The 25,676-nt window shown below is 65.5% G+C and carries 17 protein-coding genes; 15 read left to right on the top strand and 2 right to left on the bottom strand.

Annotated elements, in window-relative coordinates:
* Positions 1 to 257 precede the first annotated feature (257 nt).
* The 4 genes from NZU74_05730 (at position 258) to NZU74_05715 (ending at position 7,394) form a co-directional block, all read left to right on the top strand.
* Positions 258 to 2,399 carry a hypothetical protein gene (locus NZU74_05730; protein ID MCS6880813.1) on the top strand — a complete coding sequence of 714 codons (2,142 nt, stop codon included), beginning with the start codon at positions 258 to 260 and terminating at the stop codon, positions 2,397 to 2,399.
* 209 nt (positions 2,400 to 2,608) lie between these two features.
* Complete coding sequence (locus NZU74_05725; GenBank protein ID MCS6880812.1) at positions 2,609 to 3,394, top strand: hypothetical protein; 786 nt, start codon at positions 2,609 to 2,611, stop codon at positions 3,392 to 3,394.
* A 21-nt stretch (positions 3,395 to 3,415) separates the two neighbouring features.
* Positions 3,416 to 5,686 carry a BNR repeat-containing protein gene (locus NZU74_05720; protein ID MCS6880811.1) on the top strand — a complete coding sequence of 757 codons (2,271 nt, stop codon included), beginning with the start codon at positions 3,416 to 3,418 and terminating at the stop codon, positions 5,684 to 5,686.
* A gap of 148 nt (positions 5,687 to 5,834) precedes the next feature.
* Positions 5,835 to 7,394, top strand: a complete 1,560-nt coding sequence (locus NZU74_05715; GenBank protein MCS6880810.1) for a glycosyltransferase family 39 protein — start codon at positions 5,835 to 5,837, stop codon at positions 7,392 to 7,394.
* A 449-nt stretch (positions 7,395 to 7,843) separates the two neighbouring features.
* Here NZU74_05715 and NZU74_05710 read toward each other — a convergent pair whose 3' ends face one another.
* Entirely contained in the window at positions 7,844 to 8,599 is a 756-nt protein-coding gene (locus NZU74_05710) for a histidine phosphatase family protein (GenBank protein ID MCS6880809.1), read from the bottom strand.
* 403 nt (positions 8,600 to 9,002) lie between these two features.
* Here NZU74_05710 and NZU74_05705 point away from each other — a divergent pair, with 403 nt between their 5' ends.
* From NZU74_05705 to NZU74_05655, 11 genes are all read left to right on the top strand, one after another.
* On the top strand, positions 9,003 to 9,926 hold the full coding sequence (locus NZU74_05705) for a helix-hairpin-helix domain-containing protein (protein ID MCS6880808.1): 924 nt from the start codon (positions 9,003 to 9,005) through the stop codon (positions 9,924 to 9,926).
* Positions 9,926 to 11,185 (top strand): Ig-like domain-containing protein, encoded by a 1,260-nt coding sequence (locus NZU74_05700; GenBank protein MCS6880807.1) that lies wholly within the window; start codon positions 9,926 to 9,928, stop codon positions 11,183 to 11,185. Before NZU74_05705 ends, NZU74_05700 begins: the two co-directional genes overlap by 1 nt.
* 257 nt (positions 11,186 to 11,442) lie before the next feature.
* A complete protein-coding gene (locus tag NZU74_05695; protein ID MCS6880806.1) occupies positions 11,443 to 11,874 on the top strand; it encodes a diacylglycerol kinase family protein in 432 nt (143 codons plus the stop codon).
* A gap of 3 nt (positions 11,875 to 11,877) precedes the next feature.
* Positions 11,878 to 13,554, top strand: a complete 1,677-nt coding sequence (locus NZU74_05690) for an AarF/ABC1/UbiB kinase family protein (GenBank protein MCS6880805.1) — start codon at positions 11,878 to 11,880, stop codon at positions 13,552 to 13,554.
* A gap of 303 nt (positions 13,555 to 13,857) precedes the next feature.
* Positions 13,858 to 15,288, top strand: a complete 1,431-nt coding sequence (locus tag NZU74_05685) for a cytochrome P450 (protein MCS6880804.1) — start codon at positions 13,858 to 13,860, stop codon at positions 15,286 to 15,288.
* A gap of 622 nt (positions 15,289 to 15,910) precedes the next feature.
* Positions 15,911 to 16,357, top strand: coding sequence for a MarR family transcriptional regulator (locus NZU74_05680; protein MCS6880803.1), 447 nt, complete (start codon positions 15,911 to 15,913; stop codon positions 16,355 to 16,357).
* 5 nt (positions 16,358 to 16,362) lie between these two features.
* Positions 16,363 to 17,622 (top strand): MFS transporter, encoded by a 1,260-nt coding sequence (locus NZU74_05675; GenBank protein ID MCS6880802.1) that lies wholly within the window; start codon positions 16,363 to 16,365, stop codon positions 17,620 to 17,622.
* Between the two features lie 195 nt (positions 17,623 to 17,817).
* A complete protein-coding gene (locus tag NZU74_05670; protein MCS6880801.1) occupies positions 17,818 to 18,885 on the top strand; it encodes a dipeptidase in 1,068 nt (355 codons plus the stop codon).
* Positions 18,886 to 18,942: 57 nt separating this feature from the next.
* The gene (locus NZU74_05665; protein ID MCS6880800.1) at positions 18,943 to 19,458 is read left to right on the top strand and encodes a DUF1269 domain-containing protein; all 516 of its coding nucleotides are present in this window, start codon (positions 18,943 to 18,945) and stop codon (positions 19,456 to 19,458) included.
* Positions 19,459 to 19,744: 286 nt separating this feature from the next.
* Positions 19,745 to 21,937, top strand: a complete 2,193-nt coding sequence (locus tag NZU74_05660) for a hypothetical protein (protein MCS6880799.1) — start codon at positions 19,745 to 19,747, stop codon at positions 21,935 to 21,937.
* A 235-nt stretch (positions 21,938 to 22,172) separates the two neighbouring features.
* The gene (locus NZU74_05655; GenBank protein MCS6880798.1) at positions 22,173 to 22,712 is read left to right on the top strand and encodes an NUDIX hydrolase; all 540 of its coding nucleotides are present in this window, start codon (positions 22,173 to 22,175) and stop codon (positions 22,710 to 22,712) included.
* 45 nt (positions 22,713 to 22,757) lie between these two features.
* Here NZU74_05655 and hypF read toward each other — a convergent pair whose 3' ends face one another.
* The gene (hypF, locus tag NZU74_05650; protein MCS6880797.1) at positions 22,758 to 25,079 is read right to left on the bottom strand and encodes a carbamoyltransferase HypF; all 2,322 of its coding nucleotides are present in this window, start codon (positions 25,077 to 25,079) and stop codon (positions 22,758 to 22,760) included.
* Positions 25,080 to 25,676 lie beyond the last annotated feature (597 nt).

The following is a 25,676-nucleotide window of genomic DNA, read 5'->3' as shown; positions in this document are numbered from 1 at the left end:
CACACCTCCATACGAACGTCGCGGAGGGTTGGAGAGCTGTGGAGCACCGGACCCAGGTCAGCATTAGGTGAACGATATGCGGGGGCGTCTGCCACGAACGCTTCGCCCATCCCCGCCTGGAGGTAGAACGAGCCATGTTGCGAACCTCGCTTGTCGCGCTGTGTACCGTTGCGATGCTGGCCGCCGTGTTCGCGGCGCAGCCAGCGCCCTCTGCCAGGGCGCAAGAAAGCGGCCTGCAATTAATCACTGAATTCATCATGCCTAGCTCCAATGATGTGAAGTTCCCACATGTAGTGGCAGGCAACAATCAGGTACACGCCTCTGGAAACGCCTTTCGCCGCACGGCCTTCGCCTGGAGTAAGGGGGCAACTGCAACCAGCTTTCCTAACCCTGTAGACCTGGGCCCTGCCGAGGGCCAACCCGATTACTCCCCCACCTCGATTACCCTGGGGCCTGATGGTTCGGTGTGGGCCGCCTGGATCAACCAGCCGTCACGAACGATCTTCGTGCGCCAGCGTTCTCCGCAAGGAGAATGGGGGCCAACCCGCATCGTCAACCGGGGGTCGCCCTTTCCGGTCTCGGTCGAGGTGGCGGTATCGAGCAACAATCAGATCTTCGTCGCCTGGCGCGATCCCGGCACGCCGGTGCGGTTCCGCACCTCTACCGATGGCGGCGTAAGCTGGAGCGGGCTGACCAATGTCACCAGTTTCGAGGCCTATGCGTCGCCGCTGGGCCTGGCCGCCGGCCCGAACGGCCAGGTCGGTCTGACCTTCACCGCCGGCGCCGGGGATCGCCTGCACATCTTCGCCGGATTGTGGAACGCGGGAACGTCGCGCTTTGAAATCAGCCAGGTGACCTCCGGCGGCGATGGATGGGCCGACTCGAGCATCAGCTTCGACCGCCAGGGCCGGGTATATGTCGCATGGCGCGGTATCGCCGAGGGCGGGCCGAATTCGGGCGTGTTCTACTCCGAGCGCCAGCCGGACGGCAGTTGGCCGCGCAGCCGGCTCACGTCTGGCCGGGTGATTGGTACAGCCAATATCAGCCTCGACGAGCAAAACAACCTGCACGTTTCGTGGATCGGACAGCCGTCGGGCAGAATCCAGCCCTTCTATGCCTTCAAGTCTCCAACGGCCAACTTCCGCGGACCGCTCACTTCGGCCGCCAGTGGCACGCTCTTTAACCCGCGGGCTTCCGGCAGCATTGTCGGGGGTGTCGCGTACAATCACATGGTCAGTGAGGAGTTCACGGGCAGCGGGCTGCGCATGCGCTATTCGTTGTTCAGAGCGGCGGCCTTCGGCGGCCAGCCGGTGATCGAGGGCGATGCGCCTCGAACCGGTCGAAGCGCCGAACGGGCCGTGCTGGTCTCGTTCCCCAGCCTTCAGGGGACACCCAACCAGATCCGCTGGCGCTGGAACTCCCCGCCAACTGACGCTGCGAGCGACTCCAACGGCTGGCAACCCTTCAGCAACCCGCTGCGGGTATCCGTGCCGGAAGCGCTGTACAGCGATACGTCCTGTCTGCCGTCAACCCTGTTCACCCAGCTTCGGAATACGCAGACCGGCGAGATCGAGGCTGAGGCGCGTTCGGATAGCATTCTCATAGATGGCGTAGTGGAAGCCTGGGTATACCTGGAAAATCCGCTCGCCCGGGCCGCAAGCGTCACGAACGCACCGGTGAGCGACGATGGCCAGGCGCCAGGCGGCGCGCCCGATCACACGCGTTATCCGTTTACCTACCTGAACATCATTCCCGACACCGACTGTAGCGGTCTGACCGAGGCCCGGATCAGCGGCGCCGGAACCAGTTTCAGCACCACCTACCAGCTCGGGCCGAACGGCTGGTCCGGATTTGTGCCGATCCCCGGCTTCAGCGGCCAGCAATCGCGGCCCTGGCCGATGGTGGTCGAAGTGCGTGATGGGGCGGGGAACAGGCAGACCTTTAACCTGACCGTCAACTACGACAATGTGAGGCCGCGGCTGAACCAGCAAGACGCGAACAACAATTCACAGGCCAGCGCCGTTCCCCATCCCCAATTCGACCTGCTGCAGACCCTGCGCTTCAGTAACATCCCCGTAGATGACGACTTCTTCCCTGATGAGATCTGGGGGGTATGGGTGGCCAACTCGCCCGATCGCGTAGCCGACCCGCTGCGGGATCAGAACCTGCGATGGTTCATCGTTCCGGCGAGCGGCGTGCAAAACGGCACCTTCGACATCAGGAACTGGAGCCTGGCCAGCGGTCTCAGCCGCGCGCAACTGGTGGCGGGCGAGGATTACTATCTGTATGTGCGCTTCCTTGACGCGGCGGGCAACGCCAGCGATGGATACATCGAGATCCGCGTGCCCTCCAGCAATCTAACGCCGCCCCAACTCTGGCTGCCGAGGATGTATCGGTAACCGACCGCTCGTTAAGGCCGCCACACAAACGCACGGGGTCTGGGAGTGTCTCGTCCTCCCAGACCCTCTCGCATACTACGCGCAAGCGCGGATGCATATGTGCGTCAAGACTTTCTTCCTATTCGCAAGCACTGGCGTTCAGTAGTACAATAGGTTCACCTTGCGCGACCCGCACGGCAAGAGGGCCGCGTCCATCGAGAGGGATGCCTATGAAAGGTTACATCAGACCCGCTATTGCCGGCGGGGCGGTATTGCTGCTGGTCGCCGCGCTCGTGGCCGTGGCTCTCTGGCAGGCGCCGCGTGGTGTCGCCCAGGAACAAGAGCCTTTGCTCGAGTATCCGCCGTTTCCCCCCACGCCGACGATTGGCCCGAATCCGACGGCGGCGACGATGCCCCAGACGGCTGCAATCCTTGCCGCAGACACTTTCGACGATCCCGCAACCATCAACGCCTGGACGTTCGTGCCGCTGGAGCCGATCCGGCTGGCTGAACAGCGCCCTATCTGGACGATCGCCAATGGGCGGCTCGAACAACGCTTTACCGCCTCGGCAGGAAACCCCTCAACCCTGGAGACGGCGGCGGTCGCCGGCACGTCGGCGTGGACCGATTACACCGTGCAGGTCAGTTTCTACGACCTGTACAATGGCACCGCCGGGCTGGTGGCCCGCTATAGCGGCAATGATCCGCTAACTGCGAGCTACTACCGCTACCGGATCTTGAAGAATGCGTACCCGGCTACTCCCAAACAGGTGCTTGAACGGGTGTACCAGGGCGTCGCCACCACGCTGGTGGAGATCAGGGAACCGGGGTTCGATGAGCGAATGTGGCATGTGCTGGCAATGAACGTCACCGGCGACACAATCACCGTTACGTTGGACGGAACGGTTGTGGTCGAGGGATACGATCCGGAGCCCCTCCCGGCAGGGCGGGCAGGGGTGTATACGCGGGCGATGGGAGGGATTCTCTTTGACGACTTCAGCGTCACGAGCCGCTAGCCGGTAGAAGAGGACAACCCTATGCGCCGCCTGACTCTCATCCTTAGCGCCCTGACCCTGGTGGCCCTGCTCCTGCCCGCGGCGCCTGGCCTGGCCCAGGGGGGCAGCGGTCCGCGCTTGCTCGGCCAGACGACTGTCCCGAACGTTCGCGAGATCAAGTTCCCCGACGTGGTCGCCGCGCGGAGCGAGGTGTTCCTCTCGGCGAACGCCAATCGCGCCGATGCCTTCGTCTGGCAGAAGCGCGACCGCACACTTGACTTCCCCAACCCCACGCGGCTTGGCGATGCCCCCGGTCAGGCCGACTTTTCGACCACCAGTATAGCTATCGGCCCCGATGGCGCCGTCCACTATGTCTGGATCAACCAGGAGCGCCGCTCAATCTTCTACCGGCGCAAACCGCTCAACGGCGACTGGGGGCCGCAGCGCACCGTGTATGCTGGCCCCAGCGGCGCCTTCCCGGTCAATGCCGTGGTTGAGGTCTCCAGCGACAATTACGCCTATGTTGCCTGGCGAGAGCCAGACAGGCCCGCTTTCGTCGTGCGTTCCAACAACGATGGGCAAAACTGGTCGCCCCGGGTGAGCATCGGCAACGACGCGGCGGTCAATTTTCCCGCTCTGGCAGCCGGGCCAAACGGGGCGATGGCCATTGCGGTGACCGCGGGCGAGAGCGATCGCCTGGTCATCCGCGCAGGCACCTGGAACGGGAGCACATTTGCGCTCACTCGTGTTTCGGGCCTTGATGAGGGCTACGCGGATCCGACGGTAACCTACGATCTCGATGGTCGCATCTACGTGGCGTACCGGGGCATCGCCGAGGGCGGTTCAGGCTCCGGCATCTTTGTGTCGAGTTCAAGCGACGGCAATACCTGGGCCGTCACCCGGATCACCGGCCCCGCTAAGACGTTCGGCACGGCCAATATTTTTGCCGACTCCAGCGGCAACCTGCATTTGCAGTGGAACGCCGTGGTGGACATCGGCCAGCGCGTGTACTACGCCGTGCGCCCGCGGGGCAGCACCTCCTTCACCAACCCCATCGCCGCTCCGAACGACGCAGGGGTGATTTTCAACTCGCGCATGTCGGCGAATGTCAGTGACGCCTCCTACGCCCACGTGGCCGGCGAGTTGTTTGGGGGCGGACCCTCGGTGCTGCGGTATCTGCTCTTCGCTGCCGAGCCGGGCGCCGATGTGGGGGCGGACCCCAACATTGAAGACAATGCGCAGTACATACCAGGCAGGAACACCGTCAGGGTGAGTTTCCTCAACATTCGCGGCCAGCCCGCGCAGATCCGCTGGCGCTGGAACTCTCCACCAACCGATACGGCCAATGACTCGAATGGATGGCAGCCCTTCAGCAACCCGATGACCATTCCCTTGCCTTCCAGTCTGTTCGGCCAGGATTGCACGCCGGTGAAGTTGTACACCCAGGTGCGCGAGGCCGATGGTGATACCGGCGCTCCGCAGAGCGACGATATTATCATTGACCCGGGGATCCAGGCGGCGGTTATTATCAGCAATCCGCACATCGCCCGGCGCGCGCCACGGTTCACTCCTGCCGGCGATGACCTGCACGATCCACTGCTGCCGGCTGATAGCGGCGCCGCCGGGGCAAGTGATGGCCATCCCGGCTATACCCGCGAGCCGGGCTTCTACCTGGACGTCCGGGGGGTCAATGATTGCAGCAATCTCAAGGATGTGGCGGCCGGTCGCAGCATTACCAGTTTCGCGCGCGCCATCCCGATGCAGAATGACTTCTTCGCCAATGCGCTCGGCTACCCCGGACGGATCGCCCTCGGCGAGAATAATCTGCTTGTGCGCGTGAGCGACCGGGCGGGCAATCAGCGGGATTATCAGCAAACGCTGATCTACGATCCCGTAAAACCGGTGCTGGCGAGTTCAACGCCTGACTCGCTGCGCATCACCTCGAATGCTCAGGCTACCATTCTGACCACCCTGAGTTTCAGCAATTTCACCGTTACCGATAATGCCTATCCAGGCCGGGGCTTCTGGGGGGTCTGGCTGGCTAATAGCCGCCAACCGGTCAATAATCCCGCCACCGATCCGAGTCTGGTCTGGACGCCTGTGCAGGCGCCCGGCGACGGCACGACCTTTACCATCACCAACTGGAGCCTGGCGAGCGGGCTGCGGGCCGATCAACTCACCCCTGGCGCCTATTATGTCTATGCGCGCTTCCTTGACGGCGCCGGCAATCCCACCGACGGCCATCTGACAGCGACCATTAATCTGACCAGCGTAACCTTTACGCGGACACACCTGCCGGTCATGCGACGCTAGCGCGCTTGCGGATTGCGGACTGACCGGGGTGCGGGAGACCGGATTTTCCCGTCCCGTCTTGCCAAATCATCTAGGTTTTCATCTGGCGGGGTATGGGAAACATGGTTTCCCCATACCCCTGCCTGGTAGAAGCGTGTGGCGCGCGAACATGCATACACCTGTTGACCACACGACGTCTCCCGCCACTCCGGGGCGGCTACGGGCGCTGGTGCGTTTCCGGTCCTGGCTGGCTGCCGGTGACGCCGGTCCGTGGGTGATTACCCTGGTATTTCTGCTGCTGCTGCCCTTCAGCGTGCCGCGCGTGGCCCTGAGCGACGAGGTGCAGTACTACGCCTATCTGCGCTCGGTCTACTTTGATCGCGATCTCGATTTCCGTAACGAGTACGAGCACTTCGCCGCGCAGGCCGAACGTTTCGGCGATCAGGCCATCACCAGGGCGCTGCTGCGCGAAGACGCGATGAACCCCAATCCCCGGACGGGGCTGCTGCGCAATGTCGCGCCGGTTGGCGCGGCGATCCTCTGGGCGCCGGGGTTCGTGCTGGCCGATATGGCCGTGGGCCTCGCCAATGCTCTGGGGGCGAACCTGCCACGCGATGGCTACGGGCGAGCGTACATCGTCGCGACGTGTATGATGTCGGCGCTGTATAGCCTGCTGGGCCTGTTGCTGACCTACCGGCTGGCGCGCCGCTACAGCGACGACTTTGCCGCCACCGTGGCGACGCTCACCGTCTTTCTGGCCTCTTCGCTGGTATTCTACAGCATCATTCTGATGCCGTGGTCGCACGCGCCCGGCTTCTTCCTCTTCGCGCTGTTTCTGACGGTCTGGATGCGTCACTGGCGGCGACCCCTGGAGCGGGGCCTGGGTACGTGGATGGCCCTGGGGCTGATCGGTGGGTTGATGGTGATGACCCGCGAACAACTGGGGCTGTTGTTGATCATCCCGGCCCTGGAAGCCCTCTGGACCTACGGGGTCCTGGCGGCGGGTTCTTCGGGGGGTCCGCCTCTCCGAACTGCTCCGCAGAGGAGGGATCACCAGGCAGCGTTTGTGGCAGAGGAACGCTGGCGCGCGGCCCTGGGGCTTGCCGGCCGCCATGCGGCATTTCTCGTAACACTGGGGGTGACGCTGACGCCGCAATTGCTGGCCTACCAGATCCTCAACGGGCGGCCCGGCCCCTCGCCGACCGTGGCGAGCAAGTTCATCTGGAGCAGCCCGAACTTCCTCAATACGCTCATTGATCCGGGGCGGGGCGCCTTTGTATGGGCGCCGGTGCTGGCCCTGGGGTTGCTGGGTCTGCTCTGGCTGGCGCGCCGGGATGCGCTGCTGGCCGGGTTGCTGCTGGCCGGGTTCCTGGCGCAGACCTATATCAACGGCGCCTTTGGCACGACCTGGCACCTGCGGGGCGCCTTTGGCTTTCGCCGGTTGATCGAGTGCACGCCGATCTTCGTGGTTGGCCTCGCGACGTTCCTGGCCTGGTTGCAGCCGCGGGCGGGCAGATGGCCCATTCTCATCGGGGCCGTGGCCCTGGTGGCCTGGAACATCGGCCTGATCGCCCAGTTCACATTCATCCGGCCAGAGGTGATCCGTCGCGAACTGGTCTGGAATGACATGCTCTACTACCAGTTGGTGGAAGTGCCCCGGCAGGTGGTCGAGAAGCTGTGGACGCTGCTCTTTGACCGCTGCCGCCTGATGACCAACCAGACGTGTTGAGGGCGTGTTGAGATTTACCGCAGAGCACGCAGAGGAACGGAGAGGATGAACTTTTTGCGGCCCTCCGCGCCCGCCGCGGTGCGAACGTGTTCAGGAGATGTGAACACTATCACGTGTTGAGGCAGCGGGGAGCGCCCCTGACCGCAGTGTGATTTTGGCCTCAACTGGTCTGTGAACTGCCCTTCCTTGCCTTTCCGCCCCTCTACTGGTCTCCCTCCGTTGGTAGGAGGAGCCAGGCGCCCTCACCCCGGGAGGGTTGAGTTGGGAAGGGGGCGGGTTTAGCGAAAACCCGCATTCACAGACCGCTTAGTAGTCTGTGAACGAAGGTTCGTTGCCTTTCCGCCCCCCTCCCAACCTCCCCCCATGGGGGGAGGAGCCGAACTCCCTCCCCCAGCGGGAGAGGGTTGGGGAGGGGGTGGGTTTAGCGAAAAACCTGGTTCACACACTACTTAGAGGGCCTTCTGCCCCTCACGGGTGCTGGCCAGGGTTCCCAGGTGGCAGGCTTCACTGAGACTGACCAGATAGGGCAGATCGGCGCCGTACTCGATGACCGAGATGCTGGCGTTGGTCACCCAGATGCGGTTTATCCGATCCATGTTCATTCCCAGCGCATCGGCGACCAGGATCTTGACGATCACATCGTGGGTGCTGATCAGCACGGTTTGATCGGGGTGTCGCCGGCAGAGTTCCTCGCGAAAGTCGAGGGTGCGTTTGAGGACGTTGGAAAAGCTCTCGCCTCCGGGCATCTGGGAGCGGGTAGGATGCTCGCGCCACTCGCGCAACCCCGGGCCGTAGAGGGCCTCGACCTCGTGAGCGTACTTGCCCTGCCACTCGCCGTGGTTAATCTCCAGCAGGGCGTCGCTGTAGGCCAGGGGGACGTGGGGATGGTAGGCGGCGATGGCCTGCGCCGTGCGAGCGGCGCGCTGGAGGGGACTGCTGTAGATGTAGTCAATCGGCTCGGCCTTGAGGCGCGTTGCCAGCGCTTCGGCCTGCCGTAACCCCAGCTCGGAGAGCGGGGCGTCGAGTTGTCCCTGGTAGCGATGAATGCGATTCCATTCGCTCTCGCCGTGGCGAACGATGATCAGTCGCATAGCAATGCCTCTCTGTTGAGCGTGCAGCCGCCAGGGGCAGACAGCGCAGCCCCCGGCGCCGAGCTGTTCCAACCGGCCATTATAGCCGATCCCCGCAAGCGCGCCGGTTGGCATAGGAATCTCCGGGGCCGATGTCGCCTTGTTGGAGCAGGCCCCAAGCCCTGCCGGCAGAGGCCGGCGTTGCATCGGTCTGGTGAAGCAACTAGATTTCCTCAAACCTCCTCCTGATGGAAGCGTTCCATTCCCTTCAGCAAGCGTAGCCGGGAGGCGTGCCCGGATCTAGCCAATTGGATAGGGAATTGCGCTGCTAGCCGTAGTAGCGTAAAAGCGGATCGCGTTGCACCTATAGACCTGTCCGTCTTTCCACCTGACCTGCTGCTCCGCCGGCCATACCGGCATGTATGCGCGCAGGACCGGGACGTGTAGCACAGCGCGCAGGTCATCGGTCGCGGCACGTCAGAGGAGCGTGGCAGGGTTTTTGGATGCACCAGGAGTTGTAGTTGCGGGAGATGGTTCGATGAATCTGATCTATCTCTGGTGGTTGACGCTGGGCGTGCTGATCGGTTTTGTCGCCGAGTGGATATGGGACTGGATCTGGTTCCGCCGCCGCCGCCAGGTGGTCTCAGTAGACGTTGAAACGCAGGTGAATGCCCTGCGCGGCGAGCGCGACAAGCTGGCGGCCGACCTGCGGGCCTGCGGCGATCGGCGGGCCGCGCTGGAAAGTGAGCTGAAGACGGCGCAGGGCACGCTCCAGACGGTGCAGGACGAACTGGGCAGCCTGCGCACCCGTGTCGCGACGTTAAGCCAGGAAAACGATCAGCTTCGCGCCGAACTGGCCGCGCTGCGCGCCGCTGCCAGCGCCCCGGCCAGCGCCCAGGGCCAGACGCTCATGGCAAAGCAGGTGGGCACTGCTGACGAGACTACGGACGTAGCCATGCTGCGCGAGTACAACCTGGCCCTTCATGATGAACTGGCGGCCACCCGTCTGGCCCTGGGCCGTCTGGCTGGCAGCAAGGGCGATCCTTTGACCGACATCAGGGGGATCGGCCCCGCCTACCAGGAGCGACTGTACGCAGCCGGAGTCCTGACCTTTGAGCAGGTCGCGGCCACGCATCCGGACCGCTTGCGCGCGATTGCGGATCCCGAGACGACGACCGAACTGGATACCGAAGCGTGGCGCGAGCAGGCGCGCCAGCTAGCCCACCTGCCCGGCCGCGATCCGCTGATTGACATCAATGGCATCGGCCCGGTCTACGAGCAACGGCTGCTGAATGCCGGCGTGACCAGCTTCGAGCAACTGGCCAGTATGACCGAGGAGCAGATCCGCGCGATAATCAAGCCCGAAGCCTGGCAAAATGTGGATATTCCGGCCTGGATCGCCGAGGCGAAGGTCTTCGCCCAGCAGGTGCGTGACGGCACGTATCGCAAGGGGAGGCGCTGATGCAGCGGACGACGACGACAACGACCGTCACCGAGATCCCCGATGAGCGACGCTGGCAGGGCCGCGACTGGGCCAAGCTGGGGATCACCGGGCTGCTGGCGCTGGCCTTGCTGCGGCCCGGCGTCTCGGCGCCGCCCGAGGCGAGCACGCCAGCAGTGGCGGCCACGCAGGTGCCGGTGGTGGTCAGCACACCCGTACCCACGCTGGTGACCCCGGCGGCCCCTGTCATCCTCAGCAGTCGCGAGGCGGTGGTCGCCGGCCCCTACACCGTGCGCGGCACGGGCACGCCCGGCTCGACGGTCGAAGTGCTGGTGAATGGCGCGCCGGTCGGCAAGGCGGTGGTCGGCGCCGATGGCAACTGGCGCCTGGATACCACCCTGGCGGCGGGCGAGGCGGAGATTGTGGCCCGCGCCGTGGACGCCGGGGGCCGGGTCGTCGCTACCGGCGATGCAGTGAAACTGGCTGTCGGCGAGGCCCTGGCAGCGCCGACCTTCGACGCGCCCGCCGGCGAGGTGGAGAGCGGCCCGGTCACGCTGAGCGGCACGGGCACGCCGGGCGCGCGAGTGCGCGTCCGAGCAGGCGACACGAACCTGGGAACGACCGTGGTTGGCCCTGATGGGCGCTGGGAGTTGGAGACGATCCTCGGCGCGGGCAAACAGTCCATCATTGTCGAAGCGCTGGACGCCAGCGGGAACGCGGTAGCGGCGAGCGCGCCGATCGAGGTGAACGCGACCGGGGGCCTGGGGGTGAGTGTGGACGCGCCCACCGAGGGAGCGGTGCTGCAGCCCGGTCCGAATGTGATCAGCGGCAAGGGCAAGCCTGGCACAGTGCTCGAGATCCTCAACGGCGATCGGGTGCTTGGCGAGGTGACGGTTGGCGCCGATGGCACGTGGAGCGTCGAAGCGCCCCTGGAGCAGGGCACAGCCTCAATCAGCGCGCGGGTCAAAGGCACCGATCAGATCCTGACTCGCCCGGTGCGCGTGACCATCGGCGAGGCGGCCCAGACCGGGCCGGCCTGCACCGAGATCGCCGTCGGCTGCCGCGCCTGGGTGACCCGTGCGGGCGGGCTTAACCTGCGGATGCGCTCGGCGCCGGCGATCAGCCCCGATAACATCATCGCCCGGCTGCCGATCGGGACGGAAATGATGGTGGATGAAGGCCCCCAATCCGCCGATGGCTTCACCTGGTGGCGGGTCACTACCGTGGGTGGCCAGAAGGGCTGGGTGGCAGGCGAGAACCTGGTGTTACAGCCCGATTAAAGGTCCGGTCGGGCAACCCGGTCATCCGGTTACGGTCCGGGAGAGCTGCATCTTTCCAGACCATCTTGAAGCAAGGAGCGGGATGTGGGGCGGCAATGCCGCCCCACAGGTTGTTTGCCTGGCGGTTCTGGCGGTAGCGCTGGGGCAGAACTGCCAGGCAAACCGGGGGTGGGGTCTCGCCCCGAGGGCGTTACACACTCCCTGGAAAGGCGCCGTCTTACCGAACCATCCCCCGCCACGTGGTGTATAATCGAGATATGCAGCGTGATGCCGACAGCCAGAGCGATCCGCCGCGACGAGCGGTGGATTGGCGGATGGGGCCGCTGATCGCCGCTTTTCGGTACGCGTTTGCGGGGCTGGGCTATTTGCTGCGCACACAGCGCAACGCGCAGATCCACTGTCTGGCGGGCGCATGCGCCGTGGCCCTGGGTCTGGTCCTGAGGATCGAGCGCTGGGAGTGGCTGGCGCTGGTGATCACCATCACCCTGGTGCTGGCGGCGGAGGGAGTGAACACGGCGATTGAAGCAGCGGTGGACCTGGCGACGAGCGCGCGCCACCCACTGGCGAAAATCGCCAAAGACGTCGCTGCAGGAACAGTGCTGATCTGCGCCATCGGCTCGGTGGTTGTCGGCTGTCTGATCTTTCTGCCCCACCTCCTGCCGCTGCTATTCAGACTATCAGGTAGCTGAGCGATGTGGCCCCTCGTTCGCCAGGCGCGCTACCTTGGCCGCTACCGCGAGATCGCCCATGTGCTGGTCGGCCACGGCTTTGGTTACCTGGTCGAGCAACTGGGCCTGGTTTCGCTGCTTTCCCTCCCAAAGCGGGTGATCCTGCGCGTGCCGCCGCCGGCGCCGCTGGGCACTGCCGCGCGCCTCCGCGAAGCGTTGATCGCCCTTGGCCCCACCTTTGTGAAGCTCGGGCAGGCGCTGAGCACGCGGCCCGACCTCCTGCCCCCGGAGTTCATCGCCGAACTGGAGAAACTCCAGGACACCGTGCCGCCGTATTCGAGCGACCAGGCAGTGGCGCTCATTGAGCAGACCTTCGGCCAGCCGATTGACGCGCTCTTTGCCAGCTTCGACCCGGAGCCGCTGGCCGCGGCCTCGCTCGGTCAGGTGCACGCCGCGCGCCTGCACAGCGGCGCCGACGTGGCCGTCAAGGTCCAACGGCCCGACATCGAGGCGCGCATCAACACCGACCTGGCGATTCTGGCCGACCTGGCAGCGCTGGCTCAGGAACGGCTACCCTTCGGACGAGAATACAACCTTCTGGAACTGGCCTGGGAGTTCTCGGCGATGCTCCGGGCCGAACTTGACTACAAGCGCGAGGGGCGCAACGCTGATCGCTTCCGCGCCCTCTTCGCCGATACGCCAACGGTGCATATTCCCATCGTCTACTGGGAGCTTACCGACACGCGCGTATTGACCACCGAGCGCCTGTATGGGGTGAAGCTGACCGACGAGGCCGGCCTGCAGCGCGCGGGTGTGGATCGGAGCCGGCTGGCGCGCAATTGCACGGAACTGATCCTGCGCGAGGTGTTTAGCTTTGGCTTTTTCCATAGCGACCCGCACCCTGGCAATTTCTTCGTGATGGAGGGCGGGGTGCTCGGCGTGGTGGACTTCGGCCAGGTAGGCACCCTGGATCGCCAGACGACCCAGAGCCTGCTGCTCCTCCTGGCGGCGCTGGTCAATCATGATAGCAGCGAGGCGCTGCGAGCGATGGAGCGGCTGAACCTGGTGTCGCGGCGGGACATCACGCCTCAGTTGCGGCGGGACCTGGAACGCTTTACGGAGAGCTTCGTTGATCGCTCGCTGCGCGATATCTCGGCGCGCGATACGATCAACGAGCTGCTGGTGCTCTTCCGCCGGCACAACATCCGTCTGCCCGGGCCGCTGGCGATCCTGCTCAAGACGCTGATGATCATGGAAGGAGTGGGGGTGCAGCTTGACCCCACGCTCGATGTGTTCGCGATTGCGCGACCGTATGTGCGGCAGGCTCTCGCCGAACAGATGGGGCCGGGTGCAATGGGGGCGCAGGTGCTTAAGGAAGTAAAGTCCCTCGGCGAAGTAGCAATAGCGTTGCCACACCAACTGAGCGATGTGCTCGAACAACTCAACGACGGCGTGCTGCGCGTGCACACCGAGGAGCGCGAACTGCGACGGGTGGCGGGGGCGCTGATCGGCGCAGCCAACCGCATCGCCATCGCCCTGGTGCTGGCGGCGCTGATGCTCACCCTGGCCATCCTGGCGATCGCCGCGGGCGTGGGCGGCTGGTCTGGTTTGATTCCAATGACGCTGCTGATCCTGGTGGCGATAGGAACGGTGGTAACGGGCCTGGCGCTGCTGGTGGCGGTGCTCTGGATCCATGACTGACGGGCCGCGCTAATCTTCGCGGGAATTGACGCGGTTTTGTCCCGCAGTGGGGGCGATTCTGGGGTAGGATACTAGAGAGAACGTGTTCAGATTTATCGCGGAGCACGCAGAGGAGCGTAGAGGATGAGCTTTGTGAAGCCTTTCGCGCCCCTCTGCGCCCTCTGCGGTTTGAGGATGTTCGGTAGATGTAAACACGATCCCTAGAGAGTAAACACGATCCCTAGAGAGTATTGCCTTCACCAATAAGCAGGAGCCGGCTGGTTCCCGGCCCGTGGCGCGCAGGCGCCCTGGAGAGGTTTGCCCATGCAGTTCTCGGTCGCCCCGGTGTTCATTCCCGGCCCCCGTCCCGATCCCGTTCTGGGCTGGCGCGGGACGCTGATCCCCTTTGGCAGCGATCCGATCGGCTTCCTGGTACGCGCCTACCAGCGCTACGGCCCGATTGTCGGCCTGTCGCGAACGGAACCGGTGATGGTGCTGGCCTTCGGCCCGGACCACAATCGGCTGATCTTTTCCGATGGGCAACGCTTCTGGACCAATCTGGGCGGCAGTCGGCCAATGCCACGAGACTCGGCGATAGCCCGCGTCAGCAACGGGCTGCTGGCGATGAACGGCGAGAAACACCGCCAGCAGCGCCGGTTGATGATGCCATCGTTTCACCGCCAGCAGGTTAGCGGTTACCGCGACACCATGGTGGCGGTGATTGACCGGGCATTGAGCCGCTGGCGGCCGGGCGAGCAGATCGACGTCGCCCAGGAGATGCAACGTCTGACCCTGGGCGTAGCGCTGAAGACCCTCTTCAGCCTGGAGGCCACGCCCGAGGCGCGCACCCTCGGCGAACTGTTCCGGCAATCGCTGGAGATCAACTTCTCGCCGCTGGACATGCTGCTGCCGCCCAACCTGCCGGGCACGGGCCCCTACCGGCTGGCGCACCTGGCCGAACGCATCGAGGTCTATGTGCGCGCGCTTATCGCCCAGCGCCGCGCCCTTGGCGACACCCGCAATGATGTGCTGGCCACCCTGATTGCCGCTCGTGACGAAGATGGCCAGATGCTCAGCGACGATGAACTGGTGGGCCAGACGTACACCCTCTTCGCGGCGGGCCACGAGACCAGTTCGAACGCCCTGACCTGGACGCTCTTCCTGCTGGACCAGCACCCCGATGTGCTCGCCGATCTGCACGATGAACTCACAAGCGTGCTGCGCGGCGATGCGCCCACAATCGAGCAACTCGGGCGCCTGCCGCTGCTCGACCGGGTGGTGAAGGAGAGCCTGCGGCTGATGCCGCCAGCGAGCGTGCTGGTGCGCGTGAGCACGGCGCCCTTCCAGCTTGGCTGTTACGAGTTGCCCGCGAACACGACCATTTTCCTCAGCCCGTTCATCACGCACCGCATGCCGGATCTCTTCGCGGCGCCGCAGGTGTTCAAGCCAGAGCGCTGGGAAGAGTTGGAACCCTCGCCATACGCCTACCTGCCCTTTGGCGCGGGGCCACGTATGTGCATTGGCGCCACCTTCGCCCTGATGGAGATCAAACTGGCCCTGGCGATGATCATCCAGCGCTTCCGCCTGGCGCTCCTGGAGGGCGTGCGGGTAGATCCGGAACTGCGGCTAACGCTGCGGGTGCGGGGCGGCCTGCCGATGCGGGTCTACGCGCAGGATCGGCAGTTCGGGTGCGCGCCAGTGCGGGGCAGCGTTGCCAGGGTCATTGACCTGCCCAACGGCGTCGTGGAGGTGTAGGCTGCGCCGGTCCAGCGGGCAGGGACGCACGCTCGCCGCAGAGGGCGCGGGGGGCGACAGCCTGGCCTCTGCGCCCCCCCTGCATGCTCGGCGGTACGCCTGAACCAGTTCCGCGCCGCTGGCGCAATTCGACAGATAGCAGTACAATGGCATCGGAGTTCTGCACGACGAATCAGACAGGAGAGCGGCATGCAACCGGAGTGGAGTGAGAACCCGGATGTTCCGAGCTACTTTTTGCTACTTGGCATTACCGGGCTGGTCGCCTTCATTTTGATGGTCTGGGTTTTTGCCTTCTACTGGTAGGCATCGCATCCGCGCAGCGCCCCGGCTATAGACGCCGGGGCGCTTTTTTTACATCTAAATGGTTGACAAGTCAAATACATTCGCGTACACTGAAACGAAAGCATGAGGGCCATCCCTGCGGCCCTACCTGGAGGAGAGGTGGCAAGGGCCTCGTTCTCCTACACAAGCGCCCCTTCATCCCGATGGCGCATGGCGAAGCCACGTGGCTGCGAAGCGTAAAGATGGGCGTCTGGAGGGGTATGGGGCACGCCGCGTTCCCCGTACCTCCACCCAGGAGCAGGTTACCGTAGTGTAGCCGCATGGATATCCGAGGTGGACTATGCCTGAAATAGCCTGCCAGGATTCGCCGCAGATCGAGACGTACCGGTTGTTCCTGAAGTTGCACCGGCGTTTTCAGGAACTGAACCGCGAGGAGTTTCGCCCCTACGACCTTTCGACGCCACAGTACGCGATCCTGTTTCATGCCAGTGTCGAAGGGGTGCCGTTGAGCCAGATCTGCCATGAGATGCTGGCCGACAACAGCAACCTGACGCGCCTGGTTGATCGGCTGGAGGCGCGAGGGCTGGTGCGTCGCGCGGCCGATCCCCACGACCGGCGCGTGACGCTGGTGCAACTGACGCCGCAGGGCAAGGCCCTGATTGACGAGTTGCGTCCCAGGCATCGGGCGTATGTCGAGCAGCGGATGAGCCACCTGAGTCCTGAACAACTGGCAGCGATGTACGACGCGATGAAAACCCTCTACGACGCCCTGGCCGACGAGGCATAAGCGCCATGGCTGCATCAACCAGGACTTCCGCGCAGGAGGCCTCGGCGTCAACCAGCCGTTTTCCTCCGATCTTCCGAGCTTTGCGCCACCGGAATTACCGGCTGTTCTTCGCTGGCCAGTTAATCTCGCTGACCGGCACCTGGATGCAGAGTGTCGCCCAGGGCTGGCTGGTGCTGCGCCTCAGTAACTCGCCGGCAATGCTGGGCCTGGTGGCTGCGGCGACCTCGTTGCCGGTGCTGCTGTTATCGCTGCCGGCAGGGGCGCTTGCCGATCGGGTATCGAAACGCCGGTTGTTGCTCATCTGCCAGGCGGTGGCGATGGCGCTGGCGATGGTGCTGGCAGGGCTGACGCTCACCGAGCGCATCGAGGTCTGGCACGTCGTGGCGCTGGCCGCTTTGCTGGGCGCCGTGACCGCTTTCGAGGGGCCGACGCGCCAGGCGTTCACGGTAGAGATGGTCGGGCGCGAGGATTTACTGAACGCGATTGCCCTCAATTCGTCAATCTTCAACGCGGCGCGCACGGTGGGGCCGGCAGTGGCAGGGGTAGTGGTGGCGCTGATCGGGGAGGGACCGGCGTTCGCCTTGAACGCGGCGAGCTTTGTCTTTGTCATCGCCAGCCTGTTACTGATGCGGCTGCCGGCCTTTCAACCTCCCGGCGGCGTCCGACAGGGCGGGCAGTTACGCGAGGGGCTGCGGTACATCCAGAACGAGCCGCGGGTGCGGGCCTTGCTTTTGCAGGCAGCAGCGATCAGTTTCTTCTGTTTTACCTACATTCCCTTGTTACCGGTGTTTGCCCGTGATATCCTGCATGTCGGGGCAAGCGGGCTGGGGATGCTCTCGGCAACCAGCGGCCTCGGAGCGCTGACGGCGGCGCTGATGCTGGCGCAGTTCGGCGATGCGATGCCTCGAGGACGGCTGCTGCGCATAGCCGCGCTCGCGCAGCCTCTTCTGTTGATCGCTTTCAGCGCCTCGCGTTGGATGCCGCTCTCGTTGCTGCTGATCGGCCTGACGGGCTGGGCCGGAGTGACCACAATGGCGCTGACCAACACGCTCATCCAGGCGATCGTTCCTGACAGGCTGCGCGGCCGGGTGATGAGCGTGTTCACCTTGCTGCTGATGGGCCTCAGCCCGATGAGCGGGATGCTGGCCGGGAGCATCGCCCAGATGGCGGGCAGCGTGCCGCTGGTGGTGGCCGGCAGCGCGCTGGCCGGCTGGCTGATGGTGGCAATGATCGCGCTGCGAGCGCCCTTTCTCCGGGCATTGTAGGAATGCGCGGCCCATGGCTTCCTCTAGGTGCAGGGTTTTTGAGCGAGAAGGGGTTTTCGGCATTCCAATGCGCTTATGATCCTCACCCTCCCGCCCCCCTCTCCCGCTCGCGGGAGAGGGGGGAGTCGGGCTTCCCGATGCCCCAGATGGCCCATGCGACGCGAGGACGCGCCGGAACACCCTACACCTGAGAATATGGCTTCCCAGACAATGCTTCCTATCTTCGACGGCCACAACGATACGCTGCTGCGCCTCTACCGCCCCCAGGCGGGCCAGGAACGCTCGTTCTTCCGAGCCTCGCCTCACGGCCATCTTGACGCGCCCCGGGCAATCGCTGGCGGCTTTGCCGGCGGCCTTTTCGCTGTGTTTGTGCCTCCCGCCGAGGAGTCAGACGCACCCGATCCCGACCCGCCCCCCGGCGCAGGCTTTATGTTGCCGCTGCCCGCGCCGCTCGAGGCCACCTATGCCCTGCACGAGGCGATGCGCATGACGGCGCTGCTGTTCCGCCTGGAGGCCGAGTCGGAAGGTGGCATGCGCGTCTGCCGGAGCGTGGCCGAGATTGAGCATTGCCTCGATGCGGGCGTCCTTGCAGCGGTGCTCCACTTCGAGGGCGCCGAGATGATTGACCCGGATCTGGACGCCCTGGAGGTCTTCTACCAGGCGGGGTTGCGTTCGCTCGGCCCGGTATGGAGCCGGCCGAACGTCTTCGGGCACGGCGTGCCCTTCGCCTATCCGCACGCGCCTGACACCGGGCCGGGGTTGACCGAGGCGGGCAAGAACCTGGTGCGGGCCTGCAACCGGCTGGGGATCATGCTCGATGTGTCGCACCTGAACGAGGCGGGGTTCTGGGATGTAGCGCGATTGAGCCAGGCGCCGCTGGTGGCGACGCACTCCAACGCGCACGCGCTGTGCGCCAATTCGCGTAATCTTACCGACCGGCAACTCGATGCCATCCGCGACTCCGACGGCATGGTGGGAGTGAACTTCGCGGTCAGCTTTCTGCGAGAAGACGGCGCCCGCAACCCTGATACGCCGCTGAGCACACTGGTCCGGCATATTGACTACCTGGTTGAGCGAGTGGGCCTGGAGCGGGTCGGCTTCGGATCGGACTTCGACGGGGCGACGATACCCGCCGCGATCGGCGATGTGGCCGGTATGCCCAGGCTCATCGCGGCGCTGCGCGACCACGGCTACGATGAGGCGGCGCTGGAATGCCTGGCCTACCGCAACTGGCTGCGGGTGCTGCGCCTGACGTGGAGGTGAGATTTGCGATTTTGGATCAGGAAACTTCGTTCACAGACCATTGAGTGAGGTAACGCAATGCAAGATGATACGCTGCTCCTGGTCTACACCTTCGACAGCGCGCGGCAGGCGCGCGAGGCGAAGAATGCCATCCTTGACCTGACTCGGCGGCTCGGCGGACCACAGAGCCACGTGGCGGTGGTGCAGAAGCGTCCCGACGGGCGGATCACCCTGCGCGAACCGGGCGACCTGCGCGAAGAGTTGAGCGAGCTTGCCGCAACTGTCGTAGGTGGGGCGGCATGGTTCGTATACACCTTTGCTGGCATGCTTGGCCCCCAATCAGCAACCCTGGCGGGGGAAGCAGCCAACCAGGCGGTGCATCGCCTGGTGCGCGACACGGGCTTTCCCGACCAGGCCCTCTATGAGATCGGTCAGGAACTCGACGCGGGTAGCGCGGCGCTGGTGGCGCTGGTCCCGGTTCAGGAGCGGGACGCCACGGTGCAGGAACTCGAACGCCTGGGTGGGCGGCTCTGGGAGCATGCCCTGCCGGCGAGCGTGGTGGCCGAGTTGCGGCAGGTGGAAGCGCGGGGGTGATGCCGCCCTGGAGGTTGCAGGGTCACGCCCACGCTCAGCCTCTCCCTGCTGGGAGGATGCGCCCGGTTCCCTCCCCCAGCGGGGGAGGGTCAGGGAGGGAGCCGCACACCCATAGGTTTTTCCGGTGAAGGCTGCGCTCTCCCTGGTTCGCTACCAGGCGACCCGCCAGGGCATCAGCGTAACGCCGACACGTCCAGATGCACCGCTCCAATCCGCACTCCAAAATCGGCAATCCAAAATTGCACCAGCCCTCCCTACAAGGCTTATCCCCGCTTCAAGGCCTCCTATGACCCCTCAAACCGTCCGTTGGCGCGAAGAGATGGCGAAGCAGGGAATGGCCCTGGCGCTCTACCTGGGCCTGGCCCTGCTGATGACCTGGCCCATGGCGCTGCAAATGACGACCGCCGTGCCGGGAAACGGCTTCGACACCTGGCAGAACATGTGGAACATATGGTGGCTGCGGGAGGCGCTGCTTACCGGCAGCAACCCCTTCTTCACCCCCTACCTCTACTACCCGCATGGCGCAGGGCTGTGGTTGCAGACGCTCAATCCGATCAATTTTCTTATCAGCTTGCCGATCCACGCGCTCTTCGGACTGGTGGCCGCCTACAACTTCGTGGTGCTCTTCTCGCTGACGATGAGCGGGTACGCGGCCTATCTGCTGGCGCGCGGCGTCCTGGCCGAGAACGGCTCTTTCCGGGCGACCAGCCACCGCGCCGCGCTGATCGCAGGGGTGATCTTTGCCTGTAGCGGCTACCTGCTGGCCCAGGTGCTGGGCAGCCATACGCACATGCTGGCGGCCTGGCCGCTGCCGCTGGCGGCGCTGGCCCTGCACCGCGCCGCTAACGCGCCGGGCCGGGGGCGCATCACCCTGGCGGGGGCGCTGATCGCCCTGACCGCGCTCTGCGACTGGCAGTACCTGCTGTTCACGCTGATCTGGGCGGCCTGGTACGCCGTCGCGCGGTTGCTGTCCCACCAGCCGGCGGGCGCGCGCGGCGGCCCGCTCCCGCGCCTGCGCGCGTCGGGGGCGCTGGCCGTCATGGCAGCCATCGGGGTGGCGCTGCTGCTGGTGGCGCCGTTTGCCATTCCCACGGCGCGCTTCGCCAGCCAGACGCCCGGCGCCGAAAGCGAGGGCGGCCCGACCTTCCGGCTGGAGCATTCGGCGGACCTGGCTGACTTCTTCATTCCCAGCCAGATCCATCCGCTCCTCGGTCCACTGGCCGAGCGCCTGCAGACCTACAAGGCCGAGACCCATATTCAGAACAAGACGGTGTATCTGGGATTCGTGGCGCTGGCGCTGGCGGCCCTGGGCGTGCGCGGACGGGCCGGGCGCTTCTGGCTGCTCGGCGGGCTGCTGTTCGCTCTACTGGCCCTGGGACCGCAGCTACAGATCCTGGGGTGGCGGACTGGCCTGCCCCTGCCCGGAGCGCTGATCTACGAACTGCCGCTGGTGAAGATTTCGCGCTACCCCATCCGCTTTGCGGTGTATGCGACGCTCGCGCTGGCCATCCTGGCGGCGCTAGGCGCGCAGCGCCTCCTCGCGGCCCTGGAGGGGCGCGCGGCACACCCCACCCGCGCGGCCAATCTGGCCCTGGCCGGCCTGGTCGCGCTGATCGCCTTCGAGAACCTGACCACGCCCTTCCCCATCGTGCGCGTCTACGTCCCGTCGCTGTATGCGGCCCTGGGGCGTGACCCCGAACGCTATGCGATCCTGGAGTCGCCGTTTTACTACAACACCAGCCCGGTGTACATGCTCTTCCAGGTTGTGCACGGCAAGTATCTGGCGGGCGGCTACACCTCACGCAGACTACCCTATCCCCTCGTCGAACAGATCCCTACTGTACGCATGTTTGCCTATGCGGAACCCGCGCCGGACATCATCACCCAGGAGCCGGCGCGGATCGCCGCCAGCGTCTTCAGTTACTTCAACATCCGTTACCTGATGCTCCACAGCGCCGGCGGCGCCCTGCGTTACGGCGACCTCCAGACCATCGCGGCAGCGGCAGCCGGCGGCGCCAAACCCCGGCGCGAACCTTCGATGCTGGCCTACTCCGATACGCGCAGCGCCTCGGGCCTGCTGCGGGCCATGGGGCCGTTTGAGCCGCCGGTCACCGGCTCGGTGCTGGCCTACCGCGTGGTCCCGCCGGATGATCCGCTGCCCTTTCTGGGCCTCGGCGGGGGCTGGTCGCCCCCGCGGGTAACGCCTGCCGGGGTGGAGCGGTACATCAGCGACGAAGCCGAGGTGCTGATCTACAGCGCTCGCCCGCGCAGGGTGACGCTGGAACTGGACCTGACAAGCCCCGTCGCAGGCCAGCTCGAGGTGCGCGTGAACGGCGCGAACCGCGTGCCGCTATCATTGCCTGATGGCAGGTCGCGCCAGCGGTTCATTCTGGACATCGAGAGCGGTATGACCCGGCTGCACCTGCGCCCGCTGGCGGCCGGCGCGCTGGTGGTGCGTGGGGTGGGCCTGGAAAGCTAGTTGCTACGTTTTGTAGCCGCCAGTCGCGGGCGAGGTCCTGCTGACGCTATGCTGAGACAACCTGCCGGAGGCGGACATCGCGACCGCCTGCGCGTGCCTGCTGGCGACAACGTAAACGTGCAGCGCGCGCCTGTTCCAGGGAGCTTGGAGCGGACGCTTCCGAACCGCGCTTCCCTTCCAAACGGTTCCGTACAAGGCCACGCAGCGAAGCCCTGTCTCAAGAGGGATCAATAGCATGGAAGAATGGGTCGAACGACACGAGGTGTTTCGAGGCCGCTTCTTCACGGTGATCACCGGCACGGCGCGGATCGCCAATGGGCAGACGGCCCGGCGGGACGTGGTGGAGCATATTGGCGGAGTGGCGGTCGTGCCAATCCACACGGGGAAGGTGCTGCTGGTGCGGCAGTACCGCATCGCCGCGGGCCGGGAGATGCTGGAACTGCCAGCGGGCCTGTTACATCCGGGCGAAGCTCCGGAGGAAGCGGCGGCCCGCGAGCTGGCCGAAGAACTGGGCTATCGCGCCGGGCGGCTCATCCCGCTGGGGAGCTACTACACATCACCGGGCTACACCAACGAACGCACCCACATCTTCCTGGGCCTCGACCTGACACCTACTGACGGCACGGCCGACTGGGACGAACACCTGCATCCCGAAGAGCGACCCCTGGAGGGCTTGCAGCAGGCGCTGCTCGAAGGGGCCTTCAGCGACGCCAAGACGGTGATCGGCCTCTCGCTGGCCCTGGCCTGGCTGGCGCAATACGGTGGCGTCTCATAGCGCTTGCAGGGTGCTACGGGGCCGCAGGCAAGAAGATCTTCACTATCAATGCGTTCTTATCCTCCACGCCGCCACGGCCGCCTGGCCGAGCGACAGGCCGCCGTCGTTCGGCGGGACGCGGCGGTTGATCAGGGTCTCAAAGCCGTCGGCGGCGAGGCGCGGCAGCAGGCTCTCCAGCAGCAGCCGGTTCTGGAACACGCCGCCGCTCAACGCTACTACCTCCAGACCGGTGCGCTCACGGGCCAGCCGGCAGGCCGCCGCCAGACAGGCGGCGACCGTGGCATGGAAGCGCCCCGCGATGACCCCTACGCTCACGCCACGTCGCACGTCCTCTACCAGCGCGCGGATGGCCGGGCGCATATCCAGGCGGAAGGGGACGTCCAGGATGATCGAGAAGGGGTAGCCGCGCTCCGCCGGTTCGGCGGCGTGCTCGAGGGCGATCGCCGCCTGGCCCTCGTAGGACGCCTCGGGGTGGAGGCCCGCCAGCGCCGCCGCCGCGTCGAAGAGCCGGCCCATGCTCGAGGTCGGCGGGCTGTTGAGACCCCGCTCGATCATGCGCAAGATCAGCCCCTTCCGGAGCGGGTCAAGCTCCTTCAGCAGCGGCAGGTCCAGCGTGGTGAGGTCCGGGCCGTAGGCCTGCCACAGGTAGGCCAGGGCCATGCGCCAGGGCTGCCGCACTGCCGCGTCGCCGCCGGGCAGCGGCACGTAGGCCAGGTGGCCGAGGCGGGTGTACTCCCCCAGGGTCGCCAGGAGCACCTCGCCGCCCCAGATCGCCCCATCGGGACCATAGCCCGTGCCGTCGGCAGCGACGCCGATCACCGGCCCCGCGCGCCCGTGCTCGGCCAGGACGCTGGCAATGTGGGCGTGATGGTGCTGTACGCCGATTTTTATGTCAACTGACAGCGCCAGGGCCTCTTTCGTTGCCAGGTATTCCGGGTGCAGGTCGTAGGCCACCACCTCGGGCGCAATGTCGAAGAGCCGCTCGAAGTGGGCGATCCCTTCGCGGAAGGAGGTGAGGGTCTCCAGGTTTTCCAGGTCGCCGATGTGGTGGCTGAGGACGGCCTCGCGCTCGCGGAAGAGGCAGAAGGTGTTTTTCTGGTGCGCGCCGACGGCAAGGATGGGCCGCGGGGCGGCCAGGTCAAGGCGCAGCGGTTCGGGCACGTAGCCCCGTGAGCGCCGCAGGGGTTGCTCGCCCCCGGCTACCACGCGGGTGACGCTGTCGTCGCAGCGGATGTGGATGGGCCGGTTATGGCTGAGAATGGCGTCGGCAATGGAAGCGAGCCGCGCGCGGGCGTCATCGTCGCGGTAGGCGATCGGCTCGTCGCTCAGGTTGCCGCTGGTGAGCACCAGCACCGCGGGCTGCGCCGGATCGCGGCGGGCGGCGAAGGCGTCGAGCAGCAGGGTGTGCAGCGGGGTGTAGGGAAGCATCAGGCCCAGGGTGGTATGGCCAGGCGCCACATCAGGGGCCACGGGCGCGTCGGGCAGCCGGTCGAGCAGCACGATCGGGCGGCGCGGGGAGAGGAGCAGCGCTTCCTCGTCCGCGCTCAGGACGCACAGGCGCCGGACAGTGGCCAGATCGGGGGCCATGAGCGCGAAGGGCCTGGCCTCGCGCTGTTTGCGCCGGCGCAGGCGGGTGACGGCGCCGGGATTGAGCGCGTCGCAGGCCAGGTGGTAGCCGCCCAGCCCCTTGACCGCCACAATCGCCCCGGCGACCAGCGCCGCCGCCGCCGCTTCCAGCGGGGCCGCGCCCGCCGCGGCAAAGGACTCGTCCAGCGCCTCCCACTGCAACTGCGGCCCGCAAACGGGGCAGGCGTTGGGCTGGGCGTGGAAGCGCCGGTCGAGGGGATTCTCGTACTCAGCGCGGCAGGCGGGGCAGAGGGTGAACTGGCGCATGGTCGTGCGGTCGCGGTCGTAGGGGATGTCGAGCACGATAGTGAAGCGCGGGCCGCAGTTGGTGCAGTTGATGAAGGGATAACCGTAGCGCCGGTCGGCGGGATCGCGCAGTTCGCGCAGACAATCGGCGCAGGTGGCGCTATCGGGAGCGATCAGGGTGCGCCGGGTGGCCGTGGCGGCGCTGGCGACGATGGTGAAGCCGTTGTCACCCCGGGGTGGCATTGGCGCGCGCTCCAGGGTCTCTATCCGCGCCAGTGGCGGCGCCTCAGAGCGCAGCGCCGCCACGAACTGCTCCAGGCTGCCGGGCGGCCCTTCGATCTCGATCGTGACCCCGGTGCTGTCGTTGCGCACGAAGCCCGCCAGCCCCAGCCGATGGGCGAGCCCGAAGACAAAGGGGCGAAAGCCGACCCCCTGCACGATCCCCCGCGCCAGCACTCGCCAGCGCGCCACGCCCTCGCGTTCTTCCGTCTGCATGGTTTGATTATAATGCAGTTTAAGGAGTTAGCCAGGTATACGAGCAGCGAGCATCCTTCGACAAGCTCAGGGCGCCGATAGGCGCGGATTGCTCCTTCCTTACCGGCGCCTCCGGCACGTTCGGTTATAGAAGTCAGGGAAGATAGTTGCTGAGAAGGCTGCACCTTGCAGACAGTTGCGGAGAAAAGCCAGCTTTCCCTCTCCCGCCTGCAACCCTCGGCATCGGCTACCGTCCATTCCCGGATGGACAGGGACAGGGCATCGCCCTCCCAGATTCTCCAGTCGTTTACAGAAGGCCCCGCCGGCGCGAGCCGTCAAGCTCTCGTTCGCCTCGTGCAAAGCAAATGAAAAATTATTTTCACTGTCAAAGCAGTTGACAGGGTCATCTGTCTCAGGTAGAATAAGGTCAATCACCAAGAGTAATAAATACTTCCCCCTGGTTGCGGGCGTGCACGGCGAAGGCTTTCCCTGACCGCGCCGGTTGGGACAAAGTATCTTGCGCTCTAAAGGCGCGGCACTGGCAAGCCGCGCTCTTGTAACAGGCTCCCTTCGGCGGATAGAGAAGCGAGAAAGCCCGGCGCGATAGTAGATTTTCGA

The organism is Chloroflexaceae bacterium, from assembly GCA_025057155.1.
Classification (GTDB): domain Bacteria; phylum Chloroflexota; class Chloroflexia; order Chloroflexales; family Chloroflexaceae; genus JACAEO01.
The sequence above is the reverse complement of the archived record's forward strand: the minus strand, read 5'-3'. Positions and strand labels throughout refer to the sequence as shown.

What these genes read in the sequence shown, in the direction of transcription:
- NZU74_05730 (MCS6880813.1), top strand. Translation starts at nt 258, where the DNA reads ATGCCTAGCTCCAATGATGTGAAGTTCCCACATGTAGTGGCAGGCAAC.
- NZU74_05725 (MCS6880812.1), top strand. Translation starts at nt 2,609, where the DNA reads ATGAAAGGTTACATCAGACCCGCTATTGCCGGCGGGGCGGTATTGCTG.
- NZU74_05720 (MCS6880811.1), top strand. Translation starts at nt 3,416, where the DNA reads ATGCGCCGCCTGACTCTCATCCTTAGCGCCCTGACCCTGGTGGCCCTG.
- NZU74_05715 (MCS6880810.1), top strand. Translation starts at nt 5,835, where the DNA reads ATGCATACACCTGTTGACCACACGACGTCTCCCGCCACTCCGGGGCGG.
- NZU74_05710 (MCS6880809.1), bottom strand. Translation starts at nt 8,599, where the DNA reads ATGCCAACCGGCGCGCTTGCGGGGATCGGCTATAATGGCCGGTTGGAA.
- NZU74_05705 (MCS6880808.1), top strand. Translation starts at nt 9,003, where the DNA reads ATGAATCTGATCTATCTCTGGTGGTTGACGCTGGGCGTGCTGATCGGT.
- NZU74_05700 (MCS6880807.1), top strand. Translation starts at nt 9,926, where the DNA reads ATGCAGCGGACGACGACGACAACGACCGTCACCGAGATCCCCGATGAG.
- NZU74_05695 (MCS6880806.1), top strand. Translation starts at nt 11,443, where the DNA reads ATGCAGCGTGATGCCGACAGCCAGAGCGATCCGCCGCGACGAGCGGTG.
- NZU74_05690 (MCS6880805.1), top strand. Translation starts at nt 11,878, where the DNA reads ATGTGGCCCCTCGTTCGCCAGGCGCGCTACCTTGGCCGCTACCGCGAG.
- NZU74_05685 (MCS6880804.1), top strand. Translation starts at nt 13,858, where the DNA reads ATGCAGTTCTCGGTCGCCCCGGTGTTCATTCCCGGCCCCCGTCCCGAT.
- NZU74_05680 (MCS6880803.1), top strand. Translation starts at nt 15,911, where the DNA reads ATGCCTGAAATAGCCTGCCAGGATTCGCCGCAGATCGAGACGTACCGG.
- NZU74_05675 (MCS6880802.1), top strand. Translation starts at nt 16,363, where the DNA reads ATGGCTGCATCAACCAGGACTTCCGCGCAGGAGGCCTCGGCGTCAACC.
- NZU74_05670 (MCS6880801.1), top strand. Translation starts at nt 17,818, where the DNA reads ATGGCTTCCCAGACAATGCTTCCTATCTTCGACGGCCACAACGATACG.
- NZU74_05665 (MCS6880800.1), top strand. Translation starts at nt 18,943, where the DNA reads ATGCAAGATGATACGCTGCTCCTGGTCTACACCTTCGACAGCGCGCGG.
- NZU74_05660 (MCS6880799.1), top strand. Translation starts at nt 19,745, where the DNA reads ATGACCCCTCAAACCGTCCGTTGGCGCGAAGAGATGGCGAAGCAGGGA.
- NZU74_05655 (MCS6880798.1), top strand. Translation starts at nt 22,173, where the DNA reads ATGGAAGAATGGGTCGAACGACACGAGGTGTTTCGAGGCCGCTTCTTC.
- hypF (MCS6880797.1), bottom strand. Translation starts at nt 25,079, where the DNA reads ATGCAGACGGAAGAACGCGAGGGCGTGGCGCGCTGGCGAGTGCTGGCG.